Here is a 25,956-nt window from a genome sequence, read left to right on the forward strand (position 1 = left end):
CCGAGGCACCCTTACTTCAGCGCGCAATCCTTGGCGTGCGGATCGGCATAGTCGCTGAACACCTTCTGGGCGATCTCGGTCTGGAACTTGCCGTCGGCGCGCTTGGCGACCTTGACGAGATAGAAGTCCTGGATCGGGTAGCCGTTGGTGTTGAACTTGAACTTGCCGCGCAGCGAGGTGAAATCGGCCTTCTTGATCGCCTCGCGCAGCTTGTCGGCATTGCCGGCGCCGCCCGCCGCCTTCACGGCGGAATCGATCAGCATGGCCGCGTCGTAAGACTGCTGGGCATAGGAGCCGGGCACGATCTTGTAAGCCGCCTCATAGGCTTTGACGAAGTCCTTCGTCTGCGGGTTATCCATGTTGGGCGCCCAGGTCATGCCGCCATAGAGGCCGACCGCGGCGTCCTGCTGCGCCGGCAAGGTCGATTCATCGACCGTGAAGGCGGAGAGGAACGGGATCTTGCCCTGCAGACCGGCCTGCGACCACTGCTTGACGAAATTGACGCCAAGCCCACCGGGCAGGAAGGCGAAGACGACATCGGGCTTGGACGAGGCGATCTTGGCGAGGTCGGCCGAGAAATCCATCGCATTCAGCGGGGCATAGACCTCGTCGACGATCTCACCCTTGAAGTAGCGCTTGAAACCGGCGAGCGAGTCCTTACCCGCCTGGTAGTTCGGCGCGATGATATAGGCCTTCTTGTAGTTCTGGTCCTGCGCGTATTTGCCGAGAACCTCGTGCACCTGATCGTTTTGATAGGAGGTGACGAAGAAGTTCTTGTTGCAGGCCTTGCCGGCCATGGTCGAGGGGCCGGCATTCGGGCTGATCAGAAAGGCGCCGGAATCGAGCACGGGCTTGGCGATCGCGCCGAGGATGTTCGAGAAGACCGGGCCGACGACGAAGGCCGGCTTCTCGCTCTCGACGAACGAACGCACGCGCTCGACCGCGACATCGGGCTTCAGCTCGTCGTCGATCACGGTGATCTTGACCGGCACGCCGCCGAGCTTGCCGCCGTTCTTGTCGACCGCGAGCTGGAAGCCGTCGCGGACCTGCTGGCCAAGCGAGGCGGCCGGGCCGGTCAGCACGCTGACCACGCCGATCTTGATCGGCTCCTGCGCCTGCGCGGAAGCGATGGACAGAGCCAGCGCGCCGCAACCGAGTGCCAGACCGAACCTGAATGCCGTCATCGATGCTCTCCCGGACGAATGTGAAGCGCGGCCGCGTTCCCTCGGATTTCTTTGGCTCGCGCAGACCATAATGTTTCAAGCTTAAAATATCTGCAAGAGCGGCAGGCGCTAAATTTTGCCGGCCGCCCTCAGTCGGCATTCTTGGGCCATTCCGGCGCTTTCGGGAAGGGCCATGTCGGCCGGCGCCTGCAGACCTGCAAAGGCCTCACGCATGACGGGTTCGCCGCAAAGCCAGGCTTCGCGGCCGGAACGGCTCGCCCTCGATCCGGTCCGTCAGATGTCAGGACCGAGCAATTGGTTACGGATCCACCCCTGCCCGGCTCAGGCCGCGTTATTCGCCTTGGGCTGATAGGTCATCGTCCTGACGATGCCCTGCGCCGGGCGCTTCTCACCGGCCAGCACCTCGAAATCGAGATGGTTCTCGGGTGGCACCAGCGGGCAGGTGACGAAGTTGGTGAAGGCACAAGGCAGCGCCACCGCGTAGTTGAAGTCGATCCAGTCGATGCGGGTGCAGGCCTCGTCGGCGAACTGCAGTTCGATGACGCGGCCGGCGCCGTAGGTGACGGGGCCGCTGGTCAGGTCACGGACATGCGCGACCGGCTGCACGCCCTTCGGCGTGTCCTTGCCGATGAGCACGACGGTATAGGTCTTGCCGCCATGCTCGAAGGTGAAGGTCCCCATGCGCGGCGTGTTCTCGCGGACGCCGGTCTCCACGGTCTCGGCCTCGAAGGCGACGCGCTCGGCCGGCGTATAACGGCCACGGATGCGCCAGGCGGGATCGTAGTCGAAGGCGGTGACGTCAGCATCCTCCAGGCGCGTCGCCTGGCGCGGATCGCGCACGCGCACGCCGAAGAGCTTGAGCCCGTCATGCTTGGTGCGCTCTATCGCCTCGACCTCGTTGACGCCGAAATAGACCGGCACGCTGTTGCCGTGGCCATAGGTCTGGTTGCGGCCCGGAATGATCTCGACCGGCCCCGTGGGATATTCACCGTTCACCGACAAGGTCGGGCCCGAGGCCGGCGGGGTGAAGATGACCCGCCCGTCCTCGACAGACCAGGTGCCGGGCAGCAGGTCGAACGCGACGTTCCGATCGTTCTCCTCCAGCCAGTACTGCGCGACGAGCGCGGTCCAGCCATAGGGGCGGAACATCGTGGCGACATGGGCATAGCGCCATTCGCGCCACTGGCCTGCCAGGTGCTCGTTCGTGGGCATGTCCGTCTTCCTTTCAAAAGCCAGTTTCTGCTTGCGCATCAGGGCGGCCCGGCCGGATCAGCGCCCGGTAATCTCGGCCAGGAAGGCGAGGACGCCGCGCCAGGAGCCGTCATCGGCCCCGGCATTGCCGGAAGTTGTGCCGCCGCTGGTGTAGGGCACCTTGGAGACCGGGTGCTCGCGGCTCAGTTGCGTCGTCGGCACGAAGGGCAGGTTGATGGCGTGGCCGGCATCGTCGAAGTCGAGATGGCGGACGAGATGCGGATGGCCGTGCCGGGCAAGCGTCGAGACCACCATCCGGGAATAGAGGCTGGAGGGCCAGGCGCGGTCGTCGCGGCCGGAGACCAGCAGGACAGGGCCGGCGATCGTCTCGACCGGGATCCGGGCGCGCGCCACCAGATCGCGATCCTTCAGACCCTCGAAGAAGACGGAATGGTGCCGGGTCGGCGGGGCATCGCCGGCCCAGGGATGCCAATGCACCGCCTTGTTCTCCTGCCAGAGATGCGGCAGCGGGGCGCCGTCCTTCGTCCAGGTCACGCCCTGCCAGCCGCCGCGCGCGGGATCGCCGGCACCCTGCGCGCCATGGACCATGGCGCCGGGCACATAGGCGATCACGGCCGAGACCAGATCGGGATAGGTCGCGCCGAGAAGCAGCGAGAGCTCGCCACCGCGCGACTGGCCGGCGACGGCGACGAAGCCGTCGCGCGGCTGAAGTTCCCGGTGCGCCCAACGCAGGCCGGTTTCGAGATATTCGAGCGGCGTCCCGGTGATGAAGGGCGAAAGGCCCGGCGCCTTGAAATAGCCGAGCGCGAAGGCCTGGTAGCCATGGGAGGCGTAGAGCGCGCCGCGCGGCTCGTTGATGCCGCCGCCCGAGCCGTTGAGCACCACCACGACCGGATGCGGCCCCGGTCCGGCCGGCGTGAACAACGTGCCGACAAGCCCCTCTTCCCGGATCTCCCGCCGCGTCACGTCCGGCGCGGCGAAGCGCTGGAGAAGCTCGGCCGCCGTGCGAGCGCCGTCTGCGGTCTCCGCCGCCAATGTCGTCACGAGCGGCTGCATGACGTCGTCGGCGAAGAGTTCCTGGCTCGTGCCGCCGGCCGGATGCTGGCTCCAGAGCAGGCCCATGGCCGAGACCTCGGCATAGTCGCCGCCGACAGGCGCATCGCGGGTCAAATCGACCACGCCGTCTGCATCGGCCATGTAGGTCGCCTGACTGTCCCAGGCCACACCACGCGAGCGCAAGGTCCGGGCGGAGATGGCGACGAGTTCGTCGGGCGCGAGGCCGGAGACGGTGATGCGACGCGGCTCGTCGATCAGGCCGTCGGCCGGCGTAACCGAAAGAACCGGCCTGGAAGCAGGACTTGTCGTCATCATCAATCTCCTCGGCCCATCATCCGGGCGAGATAGGCGTCGAGGCGCTCGGCGAATGCGGCGTCCAGAACGGCGCCCGCCGGCAGGCCGCCGCCGCGCGGCCAGTGACCGCCACCGGTCGTCCAATCGCTCTTCAGGCCGGCCAACTTGTCTCGCCAATCGATGCTTTCTCCGGCCGCGGCCGGATCGAAGGCGAGGAGGAAGACGCCGCGCCCTTTCGGATCGCCACGGCCGCCACCGGCGACGCCGGCCATGAGCTCGACCACGAGCCCAAGCAGCGAGCCGATCTGGCCGCCACGCGGCAGGAGCGCCGCGACCTCGGCGGCGATGCTGGTCGGCTGTCCCTGGCCATCCAGCGCGATCCCGTCCGGCAGTGCCTTGCCTGTGGCGCGGGCAGAGCGGATTTCGGCCATGGTGGCGCTGCTGCTGGCGACATCGATGACCACGCGCTTGCTGCCCCGCCCCATCGCGATGGCGAGCGGATTGGTGCCGATCACCGCCTTCGCCCCGCCGTGTGGCGCGACGAAGGGCGGCCCCTCGGCACCGGCGAGGCCGACGAGCCCGGCATCGGCGAGATGGCGGACGAAGGGCGCGAGCCGGCCAAAGCCCCGGACGCCGCGCAGGAAGATGGCGGCGATGCCGAATTGCCGGGCGGCGGCCTCCAGATCGAACGTGGCAGAGGCGACGGCGAGCGGCGCGAACGAGGAGGAACAGTCGAGCCAGCGGATGGCCTGCGGTTCTCCCGTTGCCGGCTGCACCGCATCGGCGGTCCATTCGTCGAGCATGGCGATGCCGAAGCGCGGCAGGCCGAGTGCGTCAGCCTCGATCAAGGCCGCGGCAGCAAGCTGCGCGGCCAGGCTATCGCCAAGCGCGGCCGAGAGCCGCGCGACTGCGTCGGGAACGGAGATCATGCCTGCGTGCTCCGCATGGGGCTGCCGAGCCGGATCTCGCTCTCCGAGAGATAGCCCAGCGTCATCAGCCGCTCGATCAGGAACTCCCGAGCGTGCCGGATATGGGCGGTCTCGATCGCGGCGGCGCGCTCGCCGTCGCCGGCCTCGATGGCATCGACAAGCGCAGTGTGCTCATCGGAATGCTCGCCGGCCTTGACCGAGAAGTCGATGGCGAAGCGCAGCAGCCGCTCGAGCTCGTCGAACAGGTTTTCCGAGAGGGCGATGACGCGCTTGTTGCGGCTGCAGCGGGCGATGGCGACGTGAAAGCGCCGCGCCACCTGCTGCATGGCGCCGACATCGAGCGGCGCCGCATATTCCCGGACGATTTCCCGCAATTCGGCAATGTCGGCCGGCGTGGCATAGCGGGCCGCCTGCCGGGCCGCATGCGGGCCGATGGCGGCGCGCAGGTCGAGGATCTCGTGCACGGCCTGGAAGGTGATGGGCGCGACGCGGTAGCCGCTGCGCGGCAGGATCGCGATCAGTCCGTCGGCAGCAAGCCTCTGCATGGCGTCGCGCACCGGCGTCTTCGAGACCTCGTAGCGGCGGGCGATGGCGGCCGCGTCGAGCGTCGTCCCCGGCGCGATCTCGCAGCGCATGATCTCCTGCCTAAGCGCGGCATAGATGCGCTCCGAGACGGGGACCTGCGCGATGGCGGTCGGGCTGGTGGCGACGCTCATGAGGTTCTGCCTCCGCCGCGATCAGTGCTTCGCCCAGGGCACGAAGCGCCGCTCCAGCGCCTCGAGCGCGAGGATGGTGAGGTAGCCCATGGCCGAGATCACGACGATGCCGACGAACATCCGCGAGACCGCGAAGGTCTGCCAGGACGCCCAGATGAAGAAGCCGACACCGCTGCGCGCGCCCAGGAACTCCGCCGCCGCGATGATGATGTAGGAGGAGCCGGCGGCGAGCTTCAGGCCGGTGAAGATGCTCGGCAGCGCGGCCGGAAAGGCGATGCGCCGAAAGGTCTGGAAGCGGCTCGCGCCAGCGTTCTTGGCGACATCCATGTAGATCTGCGGCGTCTGCATCACCCCGCTCATGGTGTTGTAGAGCATGAGGAAGAAGACGCCGATCGCGATGACCACGAATTTCGAGGCGTCGCCGACACCGAAGATCAGCAGGATCAGCGGCAGGATGGCGATCTTCGGCACCGGATAGAGCGCAGAGAAGATCGGCCCGAGCACCCGGCGCGTCGGCTGCGACAGGCCGAGGATGAGCCCCATGACGATGCCCGGTACGGCGCCCATCGCGTAGCCGACGCCGACGCGGCGCAGCGTCGCGCCGATATGGTCGAACAGCTCGAAGCTCAGCACCATGCGCCAGGCGGTCTCGGCGATCGCGCTCGGCGCCGGGAAGAAGCGCCGGTCGATCAGGTTGAGCTGGCTGGACAGTTCCCAGAGCAGCAACAGCAAAAGCGGGCTGAAATAGGAGGCGAGCCGGACGAGCCGCTCGCGCCGGGCGGGCGCCTTGAGCCGGCGCAGTTCGTCTTCCGTCAAGGTCACGGGAGCGACGCTCATTTCATGCCCTCCCCGGCGAGGCCAGCAGGCGCCAGACCTCATAGGTCAGGTCCCAGAAGCGCTTGTCGCGCCGCATCTCGACCACGTCGCGCGGCCGCTCGAACGGCACATCGAGATCGGCAACCAGAGTGCCCGGGCGCGGCGACATGACGAGCACGCGGTCGGCCAGCGTCAGCGCCTCATCGACGCTGTGGGTGATGAAGACCACGGTCTTGCCGGTCGTTTCCCAGATGCGCAGCAATTCCTGCTGCAGGACGAGGCGGGTCTGCTCGTCGAGCGCGCCGAAGGGCTCGTCCATCAGCAGGATCTCGCGGTCGTCGACGAGCGCGCGCGCCACCGAGACGCGCTGCTTCATGCCGCCGGAGAGCTGATGCGGCCGGGCCTTTGCGAAGTCGGTCAGTCCGGTGAGCGTCAGCAGCTCGCGGACACGGCGCTCCTGCTCGGCGCGGGAGGCGCCCTTCAGGCTCAGCGGAAAGGCGATGTTCTCCGACACGGTGAGCCAGGGCAGGACGGAGGCTTCCTGGAAGACCATGGCCGGCGGGGTCTTGCTATGCAGCGTCACCGTGCCGCTGAGCTTCTGCTCGAGATCCGCCAGGATGCGCAGCACCGTGGTCTTGCCGCAGCCGCTCGGCCCGACGATGCAGACGAATTCGCCCCGCTTCACGGAGAAGCTGACATCGGAGACAGCCACCGTCACGCGGTCGCCTTCGGCATCATAGAACGCCTTGGTCAGGTGGCTGACCTCGATGGCGGGCTGTGCCGCCTCCCCCGAAGCCAGACGCACGCGTTCGAGCATTGCCGTCGTCACGGCTTGCTCGCGACGAGCTCGTTGGCGCGCTTCAGCAGGTCGCGGCGATAAACGGCATCGATCTTGGCCTGGCCCTTGTATTCGAGCGCGCCGCGCTTGCGGAAGAACTCCTCCTGCTCGCGCACCGAAGCCATGTCGATGGCGCCGTCCTCGGAGCGGACGGTATAGGGGATGCCGCGCAGGGCATCGCGCTCGGTGCCTGTGTATTTCGCGACGATGTCGAGGATCTTGTCGTCCTTCCAGCCGCCCTTGTCGAGCAGGCGGGCGGCCTTGAGATAGCCCGCCATGAAGCGCACCACCGCGTCCTCGTTCTTGGCGACGAAATCCTGGTTGAAGGCGATCAGGCCAAGCTCGGTGCCGAAGGTATGATCCTCGACCAGCCGGCGGCCGAGACCCTGCTTCTCCAGCTGCCCGGCGAAGGGCTCGATGCTCCAGCCGGCCTCGAGCCCGCCATTGGCGAAGGCGGCGGCGGTCGCCGGCGGCGGCAGATAGACCGCCTCGACATCCTCGACGACCAGGCCGCCCTTCTCCAACGCCTTGGCGACCGAGAACATGCCGAAGCCGCTGGGGCCGGGAATGCCGACGCGCTTGCCCTTGAGGGCAGCGACGGTGCGGATGCCTGCATCCCAGGCCTTCTGCGAGACCATGAAGGGCGATGGCGAGGGAACCGTCGACGGCATCCGGGCCGAGGTCGCAATGATCGCGACGGTCGCACCGCGGTCGAGCGCATTGAAGAGCCCTGCCCCCCAGGTCGCGGCGCCGGCCTCGACATTGCCGGAGGCGAGCAGCTGGACGGTCTCGGCCGTGCCGCCCTTCGGCGAGAGCGTCACCTCGACCCCGTAATCCCTGAAGAAGCCGAGTTCCTTGGCGACGAAGAACGGCGCGTAATCGGCGAAGGGCGAATAGAGGAAATCGACCTTGGGCAGCTTCTGCGCCCAGGCTACCGGGGCGACCGGCGGAGCCAGAGCGGCGGCGACTGCGGCCGTCATGAGATCACGGCGACTGACAAAAGACATGCGCGAAGCTCCTCATGCGTCCGTTTTCCGGCGCCAGCACCAGACGATCCCCTTCCCCCAGCACCGGCGAAGGGTGCGCCGACCGTAAGCAGATCGTCATGGCCACTATCGCGGCTAACAACTGATGTATCAACCCTTCGATCTGATATTTCCAACGATGCCCGAGTACCTCCTGAAGCCCCGGCCGGATCGCAGCGCTCACGGATTTGGCCCGCGCCTATCGAGGACCGGCGCTATTCCGCAAATTCTGTCGCTTTTAGCTACAGGGATCGCTAGCAAAACGGCATGCGCGCCGACGTCCTTGGCCTTCAAGCCTTCATCAGCATCGCCGAGCGCGGCAGCTTCCGGGCTGCCGCTTCCCATCTCAACCTGTCGCAGACAGCGCTGAGCCATCGCGTCCGCAAGCTCGAGGAATCGCTGGGCACGCCGCTCTTCCTGCGCACGACGCGGCAGGTTTCGCTGACGGCGGCCGGAACCACGCTGTTGCCGCGCGCGCGGCGCATCTTCGAGGATCTCGGTTCCGCGATCGACGAGGTCAGGGTGGAAACCCGCGAACGCGACGCGGAGGTCTCCGTCGGTTGCTTGCCCACCGTCGCGGCGCATTGCATTCCGGCGGTGATCGCCGCATTTGCCAAGCGCCATCCGGGACTGGGTGTCAGGGTGCACGACAATTCCGCCTCCGAGATCGCGGACAAGGTGCAGTCGGGCGAAGCCGAATTCGGCGTGACCATTGTCGCGGCGAACCGCTGGGACCTCGAGCTGAAGCCGGTGGTCAAGGAGCCCTTCGTGCTCGTCAGCCATCGCGACATGCCGCTGGCCCGGGAGGCGTCGCTGACATGGGCCCAGCTCCAGGGCGAGCCGCTTGTCCGGATCAGTGCCGAGACGGGCAACCGCATCCTGATCGACGACGCGCTCGGCTCCCGGCGCGAGGCCCTGACCTGGCGCTACGAGGTCCAGCGCGTGATCACCGCCGTGAGCCTTGTCCGCTCGGGGATCGGCTACGCGATCGTCCCCCAGCTCGCGCTCGATGTGGTCGATGCCGGCGGGCTGGTCGCGATCCCGCTGCGTGCGCCCGCGATCACCCGCACATTGGGCATCATCACGCGCAAGACGGTGCCCTTGCGCCCCGCCACACGCGACCTGCTTTCATTGCTGAGCGCCGCGCTCAAGCGCAGCATTGCGCGCCCGAATTGATGAACCAAATCGCTCAATCGCTGCATTCTTATCATTTGATGAGGCAATGAACTTGCCCCACCCTTGCTGCGGGAAGAAACGCACAAGGAGTGGCGACGATGGCCGGCTCGACACCGCCGACGATCTCATTCATCGGCTTCGGCGAGGTCGGCCAGACATTCTCGCGCGGCCTCATGGCCAATGGCGCGACCGGCATCCGGGCCTATGATCTGCTGTTCGGCAGCGCTGCCGGTCGGCGGCTGGAGGATGCCGCGCAGCAGATCGGCGTGGACTGCGGCACCTCGCCGGCCGAGGCCTGCGCGCAGGCGGAATTCGTCTTTTCGGCGGTAACGGCCGACCGGGCCGAGGCGGTGGCCAGCGAGGCGGCGGCCTGGCTGAAGCCCGGCCAGATTTTCGTCGACGTGAATTCGGCCGCGCCTTCGACCAAGCAGCGAGCCGCTAAAGCGGTCCAGGCCAGCGGCGCCGATTATGTCGAGGCCGCCGTGATGGCGCCGGTGCTGAATCCCGGCCTGAAGGTCGCGATCCTCGCCGGTGGCCCCAGAGCGCAGGCTGCAGCCGCAATCCTCAATGGCCTCGGCATGAATCTGACGCCGGTCTCGGAGGCGTTCGGCGGGGCCTCGGCCATGAAGCTCTGCCGCAGTATCGTCATCAAGGGGCTGGAGGCGCTGATGGTGGACTGCGCCGCCGCCTGCGAGGCCTGGGACGTCAAGGACCCGGTCTTCGCCAGCCTGCATGCGACCTTCCCCTCGATCGATTTCCATGCGCTCGCCGCCGACATGCGCGAGCGTGTCGCGACCCATGGCATCCGCCGGGCTGCCGAGATGCGCGAGGCCGCCGAGATGCTCGCCGCGGCCGGTCTCGAGCCAGGGCTCGCCAGCGCCGTCGCCGATGCCCAGCAGCGCGGGGCGCACGCCAGGCCCGCAGAGGGAGCGTGAGGCGATGGGCCAGATCGCCGTTCCCTGCATGCTGATCCGCGGCGGCACCTCAAAGGGCGCCTATTTCCTACGCGACGACCTGCCGGCGGACGCCGCGGCGCGCGATGCCTTCCTGCTCGCCGTGATGGGTTCACCCGACAAGCGACAGGTCGACGGGCTCGGCGGCGCGCATCCGCTGACCAGCAAGGTCGCAATCGTCTCCCGATCGAGCGAGCCGGGCTGCGACATCGATTTCCTATTCGCGCAGGTCGGGATCGAGATGGCCAAGGTCGATACGACGCCGAATTGCGGCAACATCCTCGCCGGCATCGGCCCGTTCGCGCTGGCGCGCGGGCTTATCAAGGCGAGCGGCGCGCGCACGACCATCCGCGTCCGCACGATCAATACCGGCACGATCGCCGACCTCACCCTGGACACGCCCGATGGCGAGGCGAGCGCCGAGGGCAATGCGCGCATCGACGGGGTACCCGGCACCTCGGCGCCGATTGATATCGGCTTCCTGGATGCAGAGGGCTCGGTCTGCGGCGCGCTGCTGCCGACCGGCAATGTCGTCGATGTGATCGAGGGCGTGCCCTGCACGCTGATCGACAACGGCATGCCGGTGATCGTGATGCGGGCCGCCGATGTCGGGCGCAGCGGCTACGAGCCGCGCGAAGAGCTCGACAAGGATACGGAGCTGAAGGCGCGGATCGAGCGTATCCGTCTCGCCGCCGGGCCGCTGATGAATCTCGGCGATGTCGCGAAGAAGGTCGTGCCGAAGATCGCGCTGGTCGCGCCGCCGCAGGCGGGAGGTTCAATCTGCACGCGCAGCTTCATCCCGCATGAATGCCACGCCTCGATCGGCGTCTTCGCCGCCGTGACGGTGGCGACCGCGGCGGCGCTGCCCGATTCGCCTGCCGCGTCCGTCGTCGTGATGCCCGAAGGGCGCGAGCGCTCGCTCTCGGTCGAGCATCCGACCGGGGAGTTCACGGTGACGCTCACGGTTGGCGGCACTGCCGAGCGGCCGGTGATCGAGCGGGCAGGACTTCTGCGCACCGCGCGCATCCTGATGGAAGGCCGCGCCTTCGTGCCGGCGAGTGTGATGGCGGCGCCTGCGGGCAGTGCTCGCCACGCCGCTGAATGAAATGAGAGAGGACCGAGCTGCCATGGCGAACCTGCAGAAGACAGGTCTGGTGATCACAGCGCATCCCGGCGATTTCGTCTGGCGCGCGGGCGGCGCCATCGCGCTGCATGCCAGGCGCGGGGTGCGCGTGAAGATCCTCTGCCTGTCCTATGGCGAGCGCGGCGAGAGCCAGTTCGCCTGGAAGAAGGCCGGTGTCCGCATGGGGGACGTCAAGGCTCAGCGCCGCGCGGAGGCGGAGGTCGCGGCCGAACTGCTCGGCGCCGAGATCGAGTTCATGGATGCCGGGGATTATCCGCTGCGGACCACGCCCGCGATGCTCGACCGCGCCATCGACATCTTCCACGAGCTCAACCCCAGCTTCGTGCTGACCCATGCGCTCGAAGACCCCTATAATGTCGACCACCCGGAGGCGACGCGCTTCGCGCAGGAGGCACGCATCATCGCGCAGGCCGCCGGGCACAAGCCCGATCCCGAGCGCGCCTATGCCGCCCCGCCGGTCTTCCTGTTCGAGCCGCACCAGCCCGAGCAGTGCAATTTCAAACCGAACGTCATCCTGAACATCGACGCGGTCTGGGAGCAGAAGCGCAAGGCCTTCGAGATCCTCGCCGCGCAGAAGCATCTCTGGGAGTACTACACCCGCGTCGCGCTGAACCGCGGCATGCAGGGCGGCCGGAACTCCGGCAAGGCGATGACCTATGGCGAGGCCTATCAGCGGCTCTTCCCGGAAGCGCTGGAGGTGCTGGCATGACCCCCATCGTCATCCGCACGAAGAAGCGCGCGCCGGCCGCAGCGATGGCCGACCTCCGGGAACTCGGCGTCTCCACCACGCATGAGGCGATGGGGCGGTCCGGGCTGATGAAGCCCTATATGCGGCCGATCTATCCGGGAGCGCAGATCGCCGGCGGGGCCGTAACCGTGCTCGCCCAGCCCGGCGACAACTGGATGATCCATGTCGCGATCGAGCAGGTGCAGCCCGGCGACGTGCTCGTCGTCGCCTGCACCACCGACAATACCGACGGCATGTTCGGCGATCTGCTCGCGACCTCGCTCAAGGCCCGCGGCGGCGCCGGCCTTATCATCGATGCCGGAGCGCGCGACGTGCGGGTGCTGACCGAAATGGGCTTCCCCGTCTGGTCGCGCGCGATTTCGGCCAAGGGCACAGTCAAGGCGACGCCCGGCTCGGTCAATGTGCCGGTCGTCTGCGCCGGGGCGCTGGTCCATCCGGGCGATGTGATCGTCGCCGACGATGACGGCGTCGTGGTGGTGCCGCGATCGGAGGCGGAGGCCGTCGCAGCCGCCGGCCGCAAGCGCGAGGCGGCGGAGGAGGAGAAGCGCCGGCGCCTCGCCTCCGGCGAACTCGGGCTCGACATGTACGCAATGCGCGAAGGCCTTGCCAAGGCCGGCCTCGTCTATCGCGACGACGACTGAGACCAAAACAACCGGCTTCGCAGAAAGCCGCAGCAGGGGAAGGAAACGACGATGACGCATCGCAGGATGGTACTCGGTAGCATGCTTGGGCTGGCTCTGGCCGCCTCGACGAGCGGGTTCGCACTGGCCCAGGAGCCGGTGAAGATCGGCCTGATCCTGCCGATGACCGGCCCCTTCGCCTCGACCGGCAAGCAGATCGACGCGGCCGTGAAGCTCTTCCTGGCGAAAGAAGGCGCCACCCATGGCGGGCGCAAACTCGAAGTGATCCTCAAGGACGATGCCGGCAATGCCGATGCGACGCGCCGGCTCGCGCAGGAACTGGTCGTCAACGACAAGGTCTCGGTGCTCGCCGGCTTCGGCCTGACGCCGCTCGCCATGGCGACCGCCCAGATCGCGACGCAGGCCAAGGTGCCGGAGGTCGTGATGGCGGCGGCGACCGCGACGATCACCGAGGCTTCGCCCTATATCGTGCGGACCTCCTTCACCCTGCCGCAAGCTTCCGAGCCGATGGCGGACTGGGCCACCGCCAACGGCATCAGGAAGGTCTTCACCGTCGTCACGGACTACGGTCCGGGCATCGATGCCGAGACCTCCTTCGCCAACAAGTTCAAGGCGGCGGGCGGCACGGTCGAGAGCGTGCGCGTGCCGCTGCGCAACCCCGATTTCGCGCCCTTCCTCCAGCGCGTCTCCGAGGCCAAGCCCGATGCGCTCTTCGTCTTCGTGCCCTCCGGCGTCGGCGCGCAGTTCATGAAGCAGTTCGTCGAGCGCGGGCTCGATAAGGCCGGTGTCAAGCTGATCGGCCCCGGCGATGTGGTCGATGACGACATCCTCGAGGGCATCGGCGACGTCGCGCTCGGCGCCATCACCACGCATCATTATTCGGCGGCGCATGACAGCCCGGCCAACAAGGCCTTCGTCGCGGCCTTCCAGAAGGCCAATCCCGGCATGCGGCCGAACTTCACGGCGGTCGGCGGCTATGACGGCATGAAGCTCATCGCGGGGGCGTTGGAGGCCACCAAGGGCGATGCCGGCGGCGACAAGCTGATCGCGGCGATGAAGGGCGCCGTTTGGGAGAGCGTGCGCGGGCCGGTGAAGATCGATCCCGATACCCGCGACATCATCCAGAACATCTATGTCCGCAAGACTGAGAAGGTCGGCTCCGAACTCCACAATGTCGAGTTCGCGACGATCAAGGACGTCAAGGACCCGGTGAAGGCCCGCAAGTGAAGAACCGTCATTGCGAGGAGCGTGAGCTCCGAAGCAATCCAGGGGCGGCCGCGCTCTACGTCCCCCTGGATTGCTTCGCTGCGCTCGCAATGACGGCAGCTCGTGCGATCAAGACGGGCCCGGCTTTTCAAGCAGAGCGGATGAAGGACGCATGCTGACCATCCTGTTCGACGGCATCGCCTATGGCATGGTGCTCTTCGTCCTCGGCTGCGGGCTCTCCGTGACGATGGGGTTGATGAACTTCGTCAATCTCGCCCATGGCGCCTTCGCGATGCTTGGCGGCTATGTCGCCGTGCAGGCGATGCAGCGGCTCGGCGTGCCGTTCCTGGCAACCCTGCCGCTCGCTTTCCTGGCGGCGGCGCTGGTCGGGATCGTGCTGGAGCGGCTGATCTACCGGCCGATGTATGCCAAGAGCCATCTCGACCAGGTGATGTTCTCGATCGGACTGGTCTTCATGGCGGTCGCCGGCACGGACTGGCTGATGGGCTCGACCCAGCAGTTCATCCGTCTGCCGGCCTGGCTGCAGGGGCGCTTCGAGATCGCCGGCATCGGCATCGGCCGCTACCGACTCTTCGTCATCGTGGTCTGCGGTCTGCTCGCGGTCTCGCTGCAATGGGGCTTCGCCCATACCCGCTTCGGCAGCCGCCTGCGCGCCGCCGTCGACGATGCGCGCGTGGCGCGCGGGCTCGGCATCCCGGTCAACCGGCTTTTCGCACTCACCTTCGCGCTGGGCTGCGGACTTGCCGGCTTCGGCGGTGCGCTCGGCATCGAATTGATGGGCCTCGACCCGAGCTTCCCGCTGAAATTCATGATCTACTTCCTGATCGTCGTGACCGTCGGCGGCACGTCCAGCATCACCGGGCCGTTCTTCGCCGCGATGCTGCTCGGCGTGGCCGATGTCGTCGGCAAATATCTCGTGCCGCAGGTCGGTGCCTTCATCATCTATGCGCTGATGGTCGTGCTGCTGATCACCCGCCCGCACGGGCTCTTCGCGAGGGCGCGGGCATGAGGGCCGAGACTTTCGACACCAAAGTCAGGCAAGCACTCTATGCCGGCCGCCGCTGGCACCCGGCCGAGATCACCTTCTGGTTCCTGGCCTTCGCCGCCTTCCTGCTGTTCCCGCGCAACCTGCTGCTGCTCAACGAGATCGCGATCCTCGCCCTGTTCGCGCTCTCGCTCGACCTGATCCTCGGCTATGTCGGCATCGTCTCGCTGGGGCATGCGGCCTTCCTTGGTATGGGCGCCTATGCGGCCGGCCTCTTCGCCAAGCATGTCGGCGGCGATCCGCTGGCCGGGCTTGCCGTCGGGATGGGCGCGGCCGGGCTGCTCGGCCTCGTCATCAGCCCGCTCGTGCTGCGCGGCACCGACCTGACGCGCCTGATGATCACGCTCGGCGTCGCGTTGATCCTTTTCGAGCTCGCGAATTCCTTCGGCTCGCTCACCGGCGGCGCCGACGGCCTGCAAGGCATCGTGATGACACCGGTGCTTGGCCTGTTCGACTTCGATATCTTCGGGCGCACGGCCTATCTCTATTCGCTCAGCGTGCTCTTCCTGCTGTTCCTGATCGCAAGGCGGGTGGTCCATTCGCCCTTCGGCCTCTCGCTCCGCGCCATCCGCGACAATCCGCTGCGCGCCTCGGCCTCGGGCGTGCCGAACGGGCGCCGCCTCGCCGCCGCCTATACGCTCGCTGCCGCTTATGCGGGAGCAGCCGGCGCCCTCCTCGCCCAAACCACGCAATTCGTCTCGCTGGACGTGCTCGATTTCCACCGTTCGGCCGATCTGATGCTGGTGCTGATCATCGGCGGCGCCGGCTATCTCTATGGCGGGCTCGTCGGCGCCATCGCCTTCAAGCTGCTGCAGGACGCGATCGCGACCTTAACGCCGCAATACTGGATGTTCTGGATCGGGCTCTTCCTCGTACTCTTCGTGCTCGGCGGGCGCGAGATCATCCATGGCGGGGTCAAGGTCGTGGCCCGGCGCCTTGCTGCCCTCGGCAAGGGACGCGCCCGATGAACGCCGCCCTCCAGACCTTCGACCTCGTCAAAAACTTCGGCGGCATCACCGCAACCGACCATGTCGATTTCACGCTGGCGAAGGGCGCGCGCCATGCGCTGATCGGCCCGAACGGCGCCGGCAAGACCACCTTCATCAACCAGCTCACCGGCGTCCTGAAGCCGAGTGCGGGGCGCATCACATTGATGGGCGAGGAGATTACGGCGCTGCCGCGCGAGGCGCGGGTGAAGCGCGGGCTCGCCCGCACCTTCCAGATCAACCAGCTTTTCGCGACGATGACGCCACTGGAGATGATCGCGCTCGTCACCTCCGAACGTCTCGGAAGGGGCAGCCATGCCTTCCGGGCGCTCGATCGCGATCCGGAGCTGGTAAGCCAGGTTTCGGAGGTCCTGAACCGATTCCGGCTCGACGACATCATGGACCGGACGATCGCGACCCTGCCCTATGGCAAGCAGCGCCAGATCGAGATCGCCGCCGCCTTCGCCGCGCGGCCTTCAGTGCTGCTGCTCGACGAGCCGGCGGCCGGCGTCCCGGAGGCCGAGCGCCGCGACTTGATGCAGACGGTCGCCGATCTGCCTGACGATGTCTCCGTGCTCTTGATCGAGCACGACATGGACCTCGTCTTCCGCTTCGCGACGCGCATCACCGTGCTGGTCAATGGCCGCGTACTGGCGGAGGGCACACCGGAGGAGATGGCGCGCGCCCCTGCCGTCCGCGCGGCCTATCTCGGCGAGGACGCCCATGTCTGACGCATCAAAGCCTGAGCTGCTCAAGATCGAGAAGCTGTGTGCCGGCTATGGCGAGGCGCAGGTGCTGTTCGACATCGACCTCACGCTCGCCGAGGGACATTCGCTAGCCCTGCTCGGCCGCAATGGCGTCGGCAAGACGACGCTGGTCAACAGCATCATCGGAGTCACCCGCCGACGCGGCGGGCGGATCGTGCTCGCCGGGCGCGACCTGACCACCGCCTCGCCCGAGCAGCGGGCGCATGCCGGCATCGGCTGGGTGCCGCAGGAGCGCAATATCTTCAAGTCGCTGACGGTGCTGGAGAACCTGACGGCGGTCGCCAAGCCGGGGCTATGGGATGTCGCTCGCGTCTTCCGCATGTTTCCGCGTTTGGCGGAGCGGAAAACCAATCTCGGCAACCAACTCTCGGGTGGCGAGCAGCAGATGCTGGCGATCGGCCGGGCGCTGATGCTGAACCCGAAGCTGCTGCTGCTCGACGAACCGACCGAAGGGCTTGCCCCGATCATCGTCGAGGAACTGCTGCGAGCGCTGAAGGCTCTGTTCCGCGAGGAAGGACTTGCGGCAATCGTGATCGAGCAGCACGCCCGAAAAATCCTTGAACTGACGGATGATGCAATCGTGCTCGAACGCGGCCGCATCGTCCTCGCCGAGCGCAGCGCGACGCTCATCGCCGAGCCCGGACGGCTCGAACACCATCTCGGCCTCGCCGCCGCCTGATCATCGAGAAACGAGAGGATACGTCATGAGCCAGAGGACAAAGCCGCCGTTCCGGGGCGATATGGTCGGAAGCCTGCTGCGCAGCGCGCCGGTCAAGGAAGCCCGCGCCAAAGTCGCAGCCGGCGAGATGACGCAGGCCGAGCTGACCACGATCGAAGATGAGGAGATCAGGAAGCTCGTCCGCAAGCAGGAGGAGATCGGCCTGCAGGCGGTGACGGACGGCGAGTATCGCCGCGCCTTCTGGCATTTCGACTTTCTCGATGGCCTGACCGGCGTCACCACTTACGAGACCGACGCGGGCATCCAGTTCAAGGGCGTCGCCACCAAGGGCCACGGCATCCGCGTGACCGGCAAGCTCGACTTCCCGGCGGACCATCCGCATCTGGCCCATTTCAAGTTTCTGGCCTCAGTGACGAGCCGCGTGCCGAAGATGACCATCCCGAGCCCGTCCATGCTGCATTATCGCGGCGGGCGGAAGGCGATCGATCCGAGCGCCTATCTCAGGGTGGAGGACTATTACGACGATCTCGGCAAGGCCTACGCCAAGGCGATCAAGGCCTTTTACGACGCCGGCTGCCGCTACCTGCAGCTCGACGACACCAGCCTGTCCTATTTCTGCGATCCCGAGCAGAGGAAGATGCTCAGCGAGCGCGGCGACGATCCGGACAAGCTGATCTTCATCTATCGCGACGTGCTCAACGCCGCGCTGAAGGCCAAGCCGGCCGATATGCAGATCACCACCCATACCTGTCGCGGCAACTTCAAATCGACCTTCATCGCATCCGGCGGCTACGAGCCGGTGGCCGACATGGTCTTCAACCAGATCGATGTCGACGGCTATTTCATGGAATGGGACGATGACCGCTCCGGCGGCTTCGAGCCGCTGCGCTTCCTGCCCAAGGGCGACAAGCAGGTCGTGCTCGGCCTCGTCACCTCCAAGTTCGGGGAGATCGAAAGCAAGAACAATCTCAAGCGCCGGATCGAGGAAGCCGCGAAGTTCGCGCCCCTGGAGCAGCTCTGCCTGTCGCCGCAATGCGGCTTCGCCTCGACCGAGGAAGGCAATGTGCTGGCCGAGCACGAGCAATGGGCCAAGCTCTCGCGCATCCTCGAAGTCGCGAAGGAAGTCTGGGGATGAAGCACACCGCGTTTCCAGAGAAACACGCGTCATCCCGGACGCAGCGAAGCGGAGATCCGGGATCCATGCCTGAACCTCAATCGGAAGCGCTCCGGCATGGATCCCGGGTCAAGCCCGGGATGACCCGATGGTTCCGGCAAAAACTTGCTCGCTCTAAAGGACATCAGACATGAGCGCCGAGCCCTGTTTCGACATCGCCCATCTCGGTCATGTCGAACTCTTCACCAACAAGCCCGAGGCCAGCCTCGATTTCTTCGTCAATATCTTCGGGCTGACGGAGAGCGGGCGTGAGGGCGATTCCGTCTATCTGCGCGCCTGGGACGATTACGAGTTCCACACGCTGAAGCTGACCGCGTCGAACACCACGGGCGTCGGCCATATCGGCTATCGCGCCACGAGCGAGGCAGCGCTCCTGCGCCGCGTCGCCGCGATCGAGGCGATGGGCGCTGGCATCGGCTGGAGCGAGGGCGACCTCGGCCACGGCCGGGCCTATCGCTTCCGCGACCCGGACGGCCATGTCTTCGAGATCTATTTCGACACCAGCAAATATGTCGCGCCCGAGGGCGAGCGGCCGGCGCTGAAGAACCAGGCGCAACGCAACCATGGCCGCGGCTGCGCGGTTCGCCGGATCGACCATGTCAACCTGCTGGCGCAGGATGTCGCGGTGATCCGCGATTTCATGCCGAAGGCGCTGGGCAGCCGCGTCACCGAGCAGATCGTGCTGGATTCAGGCGAGGTCGGCGGCTGCTGGTTCACCGTCAACAACAAGAGCTACGACATCGCCTATACCCGCGACCACACCAAGGCCGAAGGACGCTTCCACCACGTCACCTATGCGGTCGACCAGCGCGAGCACATCCTGGAGGCGGCCGACCTCTTCCTGGAGAACGGCGTCTTCATCGAGACCGGGCCGCACAAGCACGCCGTGCAGCAGACCTTCTTCCTCTATGTCTACGAGCCTGCCGGGAACCGCGTCGAGATCGCCAATGCCGGCGCGCGACTGATCCTCGATCCGGACTGGCAGACGGTGACCTGGACCGAGACCGAGCGAAAGAAGGGGCAGGCCTGGGGGCTCAAGACGATCGAGAGCTTCCACACGCATGGCACGCCGCCGGTGGCATAGCGCGTTTGCGGGTTCGATCAGAGCTGTTGCCTCCTCCAAGGCCGGACGGGTTTCGTCGCCTCAGGCCGCCCCTGGAGATGGACGCCGCCCCGCCTCGGAAGCGACTGCCGCCACCGTCATGAGACTCTGGGCACAGCGGACTCGGGATGCCGGAGAAGGCCCTCGAGCACATGCGGGATCAAGCCGCCCGATTTCAGCAGGCTAATTTCCAGCGAGGTCTCGATCGCCGCACGCAGCACCAGATGAAGCGGTCCGCCGTGAGATTTGCGGATCGTCAGCCGAACCTCGCAGCGCGGCGCCAGGCGATCAGGGCCGAGATCGATTTCGAAAAGGTCGGTCGAGTGGATATCCAAGGTGTCCGGCCGGGCTCCCGCCGGGAGAAGCAGCGGCAGGATGCCCATGCCGATCAGGTTCGTGCGGTGGATGCGCTCAATACTCGCCGCGATCACGGCACGGACGCCCAGGAGCGCGACGGCCTTGGCCGCCCAGTCCCGCGACGAGCCCATCCCGTAGCGCTCGCCCGCCACAAGCACGAGCGGCGTCTTCTCGCGGGCATAACGCCTGGCCGCCTCGGTCAGGGATACGATCTCGCCTGAAGGCTCATGCCGCGTGAAGCCGGCCGGCGCATCCGCCGGCAGCAGGCGGTTGACCGCCATCCGGTTGGTGAAGGCACCCCGGATCATCACCTCGAAATTGCCGCGCCGCGAGGCGAAGACGTTGAGATCGGCCGGGTCGCCGCCTTGCGCAATGATGTGCCGGCCGGCTGCACTCTCCGGGCGGATCTGGTTGGCCGGCGAGATATGATCCGTGGTGACATCGTCGCCCAGCACGATCAGCGGCCGGGCGTAGCCCTCCGCGGGAGGCAGTCCCTGCGGCCTGACGAAAGGCGGCTTGCGCAGATAGGTCGAGGCCGGGTCCCACGGGAAGCGCGGGCCATCCGGTGCTGCCAGCTCGCCCCAGAGCGGGCGGGTCGCAGCCTCCTGATAGGCCGCATCGACATCGGCCACGTCCCAGCCGGTCGCCATGGCCTCGTCAATCTCGGCGCCCGTCGGCCAGATCTCGTCGAGCATCACCGGCCGGCCATCCGTGTCGAAGCCGAGCGGCTCGCGCGTGATGTCGATATCGACCGTACCGGCGAGCGCGAAGGCGATGACCAGCGGCGGCGAGGCCAGGAAGCCGTTTTCGAGATCGGGATGAACCCGGCCCGGAAAATTGCGGTTGCCTGAGAGAACGGCGACGGGCCGGAAGCCCTCCCGGCCGAGCTCGTTGCGGACGACATCGAGCAGAGCGCCGGAATTGCCGATGCAGGTCGTGCAGCCATAGCCGACGATGCCGAAGCCCAGGCCTTCCAGATCGCCGAACAGGCCGGCGCGGCGCAGGAAGCGCTCGGCCGTCGGCGATCCCGGCGCCAGCGAGGTCTTGACGTAGTCCGGCGGATGCAAGCCACGAGCGCGGGCCTTGCGCGCCAGGATACCGGCGGCGGCGAGCATGCTGGCATCGGATGTGTTGGTGCAGCTCGTGATCGCAGCGATCACGACGGCGCCGTCCGGAACGACGCCTTCGCTTGCGGCGGCAAGCGCCGGCGTGAAGGCCGAGCGCGTGCTGCCGGCGGGTAGCCGGTCCTGCGGGCGGCGCGGCCCGGCGACGCTGGCCTCGATCGGGTCGAGATCGACGGTGATCCTTCGCGTGAAACGCGGCTCGGCGTCGGGATCGAACCAGAGTCCGCTCGCCCTGGCATAGGCCTCGACCAGCGCGCAGTCCTCCGGCGGTCGGCCGATCCGCGCGAGATAGGCCAATGCCCTGTCGTCGATCGGGAAATATCCGGTCGAAGCCCCGTATTCCGGTGCCATATTGGCGATCGCCGCGCGCTCGCCAACCGACAGCGTCTGCACGCCGGGGCCGAAGAATTCGACGAAATCGCCGGTGACGCCGAGAGCACGCAGCGCACGGGTCACTTCCAGCGCGAGATCGGTTGCCAGCACGCCCTCGCGCAACCCGCCGGTGAGCCTCACGCCAATCACATCGGGAATCCGCAGGACGACGGGCACGCCGAACAGCGCGCCTTCCGCCTCCAGCCCGCCGACGCCCCAGCCGAGCACGCCGAGCCCGTTGACGGTCGGCGTATGACTATCGGTTCCCAACAGCACGTCAGGGAACGCCCAGCGCTCTCCCTCATGGATATCGCTGACAACGACCCGCGACAGCCGCTCCAGGTTGATCGTATGCATGATGCCCGACCCCGGCGGATGCACCCGGATTCCCGGCATGGCCGAGGCTGCCCATTTCATCAGGCGGTAACGCTCGGCATTGCGCGCGAATTCCTTCTCCAGATTGCGCTGGAAGGCATCCGGCCGGCCGAAGACATCGACGCCCGAGGAGTGATCCGTCGAGACGTCGACGGGAATGCGCGGCGTCAGCAGGTCGGGGTCGCGGCCGTTCTCGGCCAGCACGTCGCGCATCGCCGCGATATCGACCAAAGCCGGTCCGCAGGTCGTGTCATGCATCATGATCCGGTTTGGCAGGAATGGGATCTCGACATGGCTGGAGCCCTCGTCGAGCCAATCGCGAAAGGCCTGCGGCAGATGCGCCGTCTCGTCCGCCGGCGCCGAGCGCATCGCATTCTCGAACAGGATTCGCAGCACATGCGGCAGTCGCCCGAAATCCGCTCCGAGCAGCGACGCCACGTCGAGGCGGTGGAACCGCTCGCCCGCCGCCTCGAAACCTGTCCACTCGGCCTTCTTGTTCAGCGTCACAATCTCAACCGGGCCTGACGCCCGCCTTATTTGGGATAACGGCCCGGTTCTCTATCGCGGCCGGGCGCTCGACTAAGCGATGATGGTCAGGCTCCGAGCAGGCGCCGCAACTTCCTGACTGCGGCATCCGGCGACGAAAGCACCGGCCGTGTAGTCGATGCCCGGCAGGCCTTGCCTGCGCGCGATGTCGAGAAATGCGCCAGCAGGATCGCGTCGCGCTCACCGAGCGCCACCACCCCCTCGGCCACGCGCCGGTTATGCGCCGCCTCATCGCCGGCCCGGAGAGCCTCGATCGCGCCGAGAGCCAGCCAGGAGGTCAGACGGGCGTTCGGCTTGATCCGCGCTGCCTGCTCGGCGAATTCCTGCTCCATCATCGCGACAGCCGGGCCGAAGGTCGCGATCATCCCGATATTGTCGCCAGACCTAAGCGCCTCCTCGAACATCGCCTCGTTCGGCTTGAGGACCGGCACGGGCAGCAGGCGCGCCGCCGCCTCGATCGCCGGTCCGAAGGCCGAGCATGTATAAAGGATCGCCTTGGCGCCGGTCGAAAGGCCGTACTGCCCCAGCGCCACGATGCGGCGCGCGAGATCATCGGTCAGCGCGCCCGCCGTCGCTCGGTCCAGCGCCAATCCGTCATCGAGGATGCCGACCGGATCGGCTTCCGGCCAAATCTCCTGAAACGAGCGGGCGATCGGCTCCACGGCGATCGGAGTCGCATGAACGAGCGCAATCCGGATGCGGTCAGACATGGATCCTCAGGGATTGTAGAGCCAGGTGGCGGAGGCTGGAATCCGGCAATGTGCGACCGTAGCGCTCAGCGGCTCATGGCCCTGCGCCCGCAGCCGCAAGTCGCCCCGCTTCAAGCGGTATTCCCATTTCTCGCCGAGATAGATGCAGCCCTCGACATCGAATGGGGCGCTGTCGGCGCAGGGCTCCGGCGACACCGAGATCGCCTCCATCCGGATCACCGCGCGCACGGCCTCCGGATCGGCCGGCGCTTCCCGGTCCCTCCAAACGCCCGGCAGCGACAGGCCCGCGCAATCGATGGCAGAATCGCCGCCGGACGCGCCGACCAGCCGGCCGCTCAGCACATTGTTCGTGCCCATGAAATCAGCGGCGTAGAAGGTCTCCGGCCGGCTGTAGATGTCGAGCGGTGTCCCGGACTGCACGATGCTGCCACCCTTGAGCAACAGGACCTGATCGGCGATGGCCAGCGCCTCGGCCTGGTCATGCGTGACCATGATGGCGCAGATCTTGAGATCGAGGATCAGCTTGCGGATCCAGAACCGCGCCTCCTCGCGCAGCTTGGCGTCGAGATTGGACAAGGGCTCGTCGAGCAGCAGGACCTTGGGCTCGTAGACCAGCGCCCGGCAAATCGCGACGCGCTGCTGCTGGCCGCCCGAGAGTTGGTCGGGATAACGCGCCGCGAGATGCGCAAGGCCGAGTTTCTCCAGGATGGCCTCGACCTTCGCCTTGATCTCGCTTGCTCCGACCTTCCGCAGCTTCAGTCCGTAGGCGACGTTCTCGAAGACAGTCCGGTGCGGCCAGAGCGCGTAGGACTGGAAGACGAGCCCGATCTGCCGCTGCTCCGGCGGCAGGGCGATCTTGGCCCTGTCGTCGAGAACCGACGTCCCGCCGATCCTGATGACGCCGATCTCAGGCTGCTCCAGCCCGGCGATGCAGCGCAGCAGCGTGGTCTTGCCGCTGCCCGATGCACCAAGGAGCGCGACGATCCGGCCCCTCTCCGCTGTGAAGCTGGCGCCGGAGAGAATCTGCAGGCCGCCCAGCCATTTCTGGACATTGTCAACGACGAGGTCAGTCATGGATCTTGGCTCCCAGCCGCATGGCCAGCGTCAGGCCGATCGCGGTCAGCAGGATCGAGATGAAGGAGAGCGCGGCGATCTGATCCATCGCGCCAGAGGTCAGCAGCGACACCATCAGCGAACCGATCACCTCGGTGCCGGCGCTCATCAGATAGACGCCGGTGGCGTATTCGCGCAGGAACACGATCATGATCATCGCCCAGGCGCCGGCCAGCCCCGGCCGGACCAGTGGGATCACCACGTCGCGCCAGGTGCGGAAGGTCGTGGCGCCGGCCGTGCGCGCCGATTCCTCCAGCTCCGGCGCCACCTGCAACAGCGTCGCCTGGATGATGCGCAGGCCATAGGACAGGCCCACGATGATGTACGCAATCAGCAGGCTGAACAGGGTCGTCCGCAGCGGCACGAGGAAGGGCACGAACAGGAAGAGCCAGAAGAAGGCGAGGCCGACGATCAGCCCCGGCAAGGCGCGCGGGATCAGCACGGAGTAGTCGAGCAACGTGCCCGTCCTGCCGTGGTTGCGGTGTCCCGCGAGACCGACCAGCAGGTAGAACGCGACGGCGAGCGCACCGCCCACAGCCGCCAGCAGGATCGTGTTGATGATGCCACGCGACAGGCTCGGCAACTCGAGCACGCGCTGGAAATTCGCGAGCGTCAGTTGCTCGGAGAGGCGGACACCCTCACCCCAGTTCTCGACGAAGGCGCGCAGGATCACGCCGCCGACCGGCAGCACCACAGAGACCAGCAGCCAGAGCCCGATGATCGAGAGCGCGATGACTTGCCCCGTGCCGCCGAGCTTCAGGAGGTTGGTGCGGGCGCCCTTCCCTCCGACGGCGGCGAAGCGGCGGGCATGGCGCAGCAGCCGGCGCTGGATGAAGACCAGCGGCAGGGTGATCAGGATGAGGAAGACCGTCACCGCCGCCATGACCTGATAGGTCGGCGCGCCGAAGATCGTATTGACCTTGTAGATATAGGTCGTGAGCACGAGGATGCCGTTCGGGTCCCCCAGCACGAGCGGGATGCCGAAGGTCTCGAAGCCGAGCAGCAGGTTCAGCGCCGCGCTGAAGACCAGCGCCGGCAACACCATCGGCAGCGTCACGTCGAGCGAGACGCGCCAGATGCTGGCGCCTGCCGCCCGGGCCGCCTCCTCGAGATCGCTCGGCAAGCGGCGCATCGCCGAGGCGACGTAGAGATAGACCGTCGGCACATGGCTCAGGCCGCCGATCAGGATGATGCCGGGCAGCGTGTAGATGCTCCACGGGGCTGCGCCGAAGACGCTCCGGAACGCGATCGTGACGAAGCCGGACGGCCCGACCGCGACGGTGTAGCCGAAAGCCAGCACGATCGAGGACAGGAACATCGGCACCAGCACCAGCGGCTCCAGCCAGCCGCGCCCCTTGAGATCGGTGCGCGTGATCAGGAAGGCGAGCAGCCCGCCGAGCGGCACGGCCACCACGACCATGCCGACGGCATAGAGCGTCGTCGTCCACAGGGCCCGGTAGAATTCCGGGTCCGTCAGGATGAATTCATAGGCTTCGAGGCTGATCCGAGCGCTTTCGTCAAAGAACGGAGCACTCAGGAAGCTCTGGTAGATGATGAGCGCGGCGGGCGCCGCGACCATCACGAACAGGGTCAGGATGACCGTGGCTCTGAAACGCGGGGCCTGGGCTGCGAGCGACATCGTGTGCG

Annotated in this window: 24 protein-coding genes; 12 read left to right on the plus strand and 12 right to left on the minus strand. The window is 66.9% G+C overall.

Translation table 11 applies throughout. The annotated features are described in order from the left end of the window. Positions 1-11 precede the first annotated feature (11 nt). The 8 genes from Q0Q02_RS02310 to Q0Q02_RS02345 all read right to left on the minus strand — a co-directional run bounded on the left by Q0Q02_RS02310 (position 12) and on the right by Q0Q02_RS02345 (position 8,052). Entirely contained in the window at positions 12-1,184 is a 1,173-nt protein-coding gene (locus Q0Q02_RS02310) for an ABC transporter substrate-binding protein (protein ID WP_293806509.1), read from the minus strand. Between the two features lie 321 nt (positions 1,185-1,505). Then, positions 1,506-2,396 (minus strand): DUF1684 domain-containing protein, encoded by an 891-nt coding sequence (locus Q0Q02_RS02315; protein WP_293806511.1) that lies wholly within the window; start codon positions 2,394-2,396, stop codon positions 1,506-1,508. A 57-nt stretch (positions 2,397-2,453) separates the two neighbouring features. Then, on the minus strand, positions 2,454-3,764 hold the full coding sequence (locus Q0Q02_RS02320; RefSeq protein ID WP_293806513.1) for an acyl-CoA thioester hydrolase/BAAT C-terminal domain-containing protein: 1,311 nt from the start codon (positions 3,762-3,764) through the stop codon (positions 2,454-2,456). A gap of 2 nt (positions 3,765-3,766) precedes the next feature. Further along, a complete protein-coding gene (locus tag Q0Q02_RS02325) occupies positions 3,767-4,675 on the minus strand; it encodes an Ldh family oxidoreductase (protein WP_293806515.1) in 909 nt (302 codons plus the stop codon). Continuing rightward, positions 4,672-5,391 (minus strand): GntR family transcriptional regulator, encoded by a 720-nt coding sequence (locus tag Q0Q02_RS02330; RefSeq protein WP_293806517.1) that lies wholly within the window; start codon positions 5,389-5,391, stop codon positions 4,672-4,674. Before Q0Q02_RS02330 ends, Q0Q02_RS02325 begins: the two co-directional genes overlap by 4 nt. Positions 5,392-5,412: 21 nt before the next feature. Then, positions 5,413-6,228: an ABC transporter permease gene (locus Q0Q02_RS02335; RefSeq protein ID WP_293806519.1), complete on the minus strand. Its 816-nt coding sequence runs from the start codon at positions 6,226-6,228 to the stop codon at positions 5,413-5,415. Between the two features lies 1 nt (position 6,229). Beyond that, positions 6,230-7,036: an ABC transporter ATP-binding protein gene (locus tag Q0Q02_RS02340; protein ID WP_293806521.1), complete on the minus strand. Its 807-nt coding sequence runs from the start codon at positions 7,034-7,036 to the stop codon at positions 6,230-6,232. Further along, positions 7,033-8,052: an ABC transporter substrate-binding protein gene (locus Q0Q02_RS02345; RefSeq protein WP_293806523.1), complete on the minus strand. Its 1,020-nt coding sequence runs from the start codon at positions 8,050-8,052 to the stop codon at positions 7,033-7,035. The genes Q0Q02_RS02340 and Q0Q02_RS02345 overlap by 4 nt, the downstream gene beginning before the upstream one ends. 285 nt (positions 8,053-8,337) lie before the next feature. Between Q0Q02_RS02345 and Q0Q02_RS02350 the strand changes: the two genes are divergently transcribed. The 12 genes from Q0Q02_RS02350 (at position 8,338) to Q0Q02_RS02405 (ending at position 19,694) form a co-directional block, all read left to right on the plus strand. Then, complete coding sequence (locus tag Q0Q02_RS02350) at positions 8,338-9,246, plus strand: LysR family transcriptional regulator (protein WP_293806525.1); 909 nt, start codon at positions 8,338-8,340, stop codon at positions 9,244-9,246. Positions 9,247-9,344: 98 nt separating this feature from the next. Further along, complete coding sequence (locus Q0Q02_RS02355; protein WP_293806526.1) at positions 9,345-10,181, plus strand: NAD(P)-dependent oxidoreductase; 837 nt, start codon at positions 9,345-9,347, stop codon at positions 10,179-10,181. 4 nt (positions 10,182-10,185) lie between these two features. Beyond that, positions 10,186-11,304, plus strand: coding sequence for a 4-oxalomesaconate tautomerase (locus tag Q0Q02_RS02360; RefSeq protein WP_293806528.1), 1,119 nt, complete (start codon positions 10,186-10,188; stop codon positions 11,302-11,304). A gap of 22 nt (positions 11,305-11,326) precedes the next feature. Next, the gene (locus Q0Q02_RS02365) at positions 11,327-12,052 is read left to right on the plus strand and encodes a PIG-L deacetylase family protein (RefSeq protein ID WP_293806530.1); all 726 of its coding nucleotides are present in this window, start codon (positions 11,327-11,329) and stop codon (positions 12,050-12,052) included. Continuing rightward, positions 12,049-12,732 (plus strand): 4-carboxy-4-hydroxy-2-oxoadipate aldolase/oxaloacetate decarboxylase, encoded by a 684-nt coding sequence (locus Q0Q02_RS02370; protein WP_293806532.1) that lies wholly within the window; start codon positions 12,049-12,051, stop codon positions 12,730-12,732. The genes Q0Q02_RS02365 and Q0Q02_RS02370 overlap by 4 nt, the downstream gene beginning before the upstream one ends. A gap of 51 nt (positions 12,733-12,783) precedes the next feature. After that, positions 12,784-13,959 carry an ABC transporter substrate-binding protein gene (locus Q0Q02_RS02375; RefSeq protein ID WP_293806534.1) on the plus strand — a complete coding sequence of 392 codons (1,176 nt, stop codon included), beginning with the start codon at positions 12,784-12,786 and terminating at the stop codon, positions 13,957-13,959. Positions 13,960-14,110: 151 nt separating this feature from the next. After that, on the plus strand, positions 14,111-14,968 hold the full coding sequence (locus Q0Q02_RS02380) for a branched-chain amino acid ABC transporter permease (RefSeq protein ID WP_293806536.1): 858 nt from the start codon (positions 14,111-14,113) through the stop codon (positions 14,966-14,968). Continuing rightward, on the plus strand, positions 14,965-15,972 hold the full coding sequence (locus Q0Q02_RS02385; protein ID WP_293806538.1) for a branched-chain amino acid ABC transporter permease: 1,008 nt from the start codon (positions 14,965-14,967) through the stop codon (positions 15,970-15,972). The genes Q0Q02_RS02380 and Q0Q02_RS02385 overlap by 4 nt, the downstream gene beginning before the upstream one ends. Continuing rightward, a complete protein-coding gene (locus Q0Q02_RS02390) occupies positions 15,969-16,721 on the plus strand; it encodes an ABC transporter ATP-binding protein (protein WP_293806540.1) in 753 nt (250 codons plus the stop codon). Before Q0Q02_RS02385 ends, Q0Q02_RS02390 begins: the two co-directional genes overlap by 4 nt. Then, on the plus strand, positions 16,714-17,436 hold the full coding sequence (locus tag Q0Q02_RS02395) for an ABC transporter ATP-binding protein (RefSeq protein ID WP_293806542.1): 723 nt from the start codon (positions 16,714-16,716) through the stop codon (positions 17,434-17,436). The genes Q0Q02_RS02390 and Q0Q02_RS02395 overlap by 8 nt, the downstream gene beginning before the upstream one ends. Positions 17,437-17,461: 25 nt before the next feature. Beyond that, positions 17,462-18,571, plus strand: coding sequence for a 5-methyltetrahydropteroyltriglutamate--homocysteine S-methyltransferase (locus Q0Q02_RS02400; protein WP_293806544.1), 1,110 nt, complete (start codon positions 17,462-17,464; stop codon positions 18,569-18,571). A 169-nt stretch (positions 18,572-18,740) separates the two neighbouring features. Next, the gene (locus Q0Q02_RS02405; RefSeq protein WP_293806546.1) at positions 18,741-19,694 is read left to right on the plus strand and encodes a catechol 2,3-dioxygenase; all 954 of its coding nucleotides are present in this window, start codon (positions 18,741-18,743) and stop codon (positions 19,692-19,694) included. A 116-nt stretch (positions 19,695-19,810) separates the two neighbouring features. Here Q0Q02_RS02405 and acnA read toward each other — a convergent pair whose 3' ends face one another. From acnA to Q0Q02_RS02425, 4 genes are all read right to left on the minus strand, one after another. Continuing rightward, positions 19,811-22,447, minus strand: coding sequence for an aconitate hydratase AcnA (acnA, locus tag Q0Q02_RS02410; protein WP_293806548.1), 2,637 nt, complete (start codon positions 22,445-22,447; stop codon positions 19,811-19,813). A gap of 86 nt (positions 22,448-22,533) precedes the next feature. Beyond that, a complete protein-coding gene (locus Q0Q02_RS02415; RefSeq protein ID WP_293806550.1) occupies positions 22,534-23,196 on the minus strand; it encodes an aspartate/glutamate racemase family protein in 663 nt (220 codons plus the stop codon). Between the two features lie 6 nt (positions 23,197-23,202). After that, positions 23,203-24,270 (minus strand): ABC transporter ATP-binding protein, encoded by a 1,068-nt coding sequence (locus tag Q0Q02_RS02420; RefSeq protein WP_293806552.1) that lies wholly within the window; start codon positions 24,268-24,270, stop codon positions 23,203-23,205. Beyond that, entirely contained in the window at positions 24,263-25,948 is a 1,686-nt protein-coding gene (locus Q0Q02_RS02425) for an iron ABC transporter permease (protein WP_293806554.1), read from the minus strand. The genes Q0Q02_RS02420 and Q0Q02_RS02425 overlap by 8 nt, the downstream gene beginning before the upstream one ends. Between the last annotated feature and the right edge of the window lie 8 nt (positions 25,949-25,956).

This window comes from uncultured Allobosea sp., from assembly GCF_945956895.1.
Classification (GTDB): Bacteria; Pseudomonadota; Alphaproteobacteria; order Rhizobiales; family Beijerinckiaceae; genus Allobosea.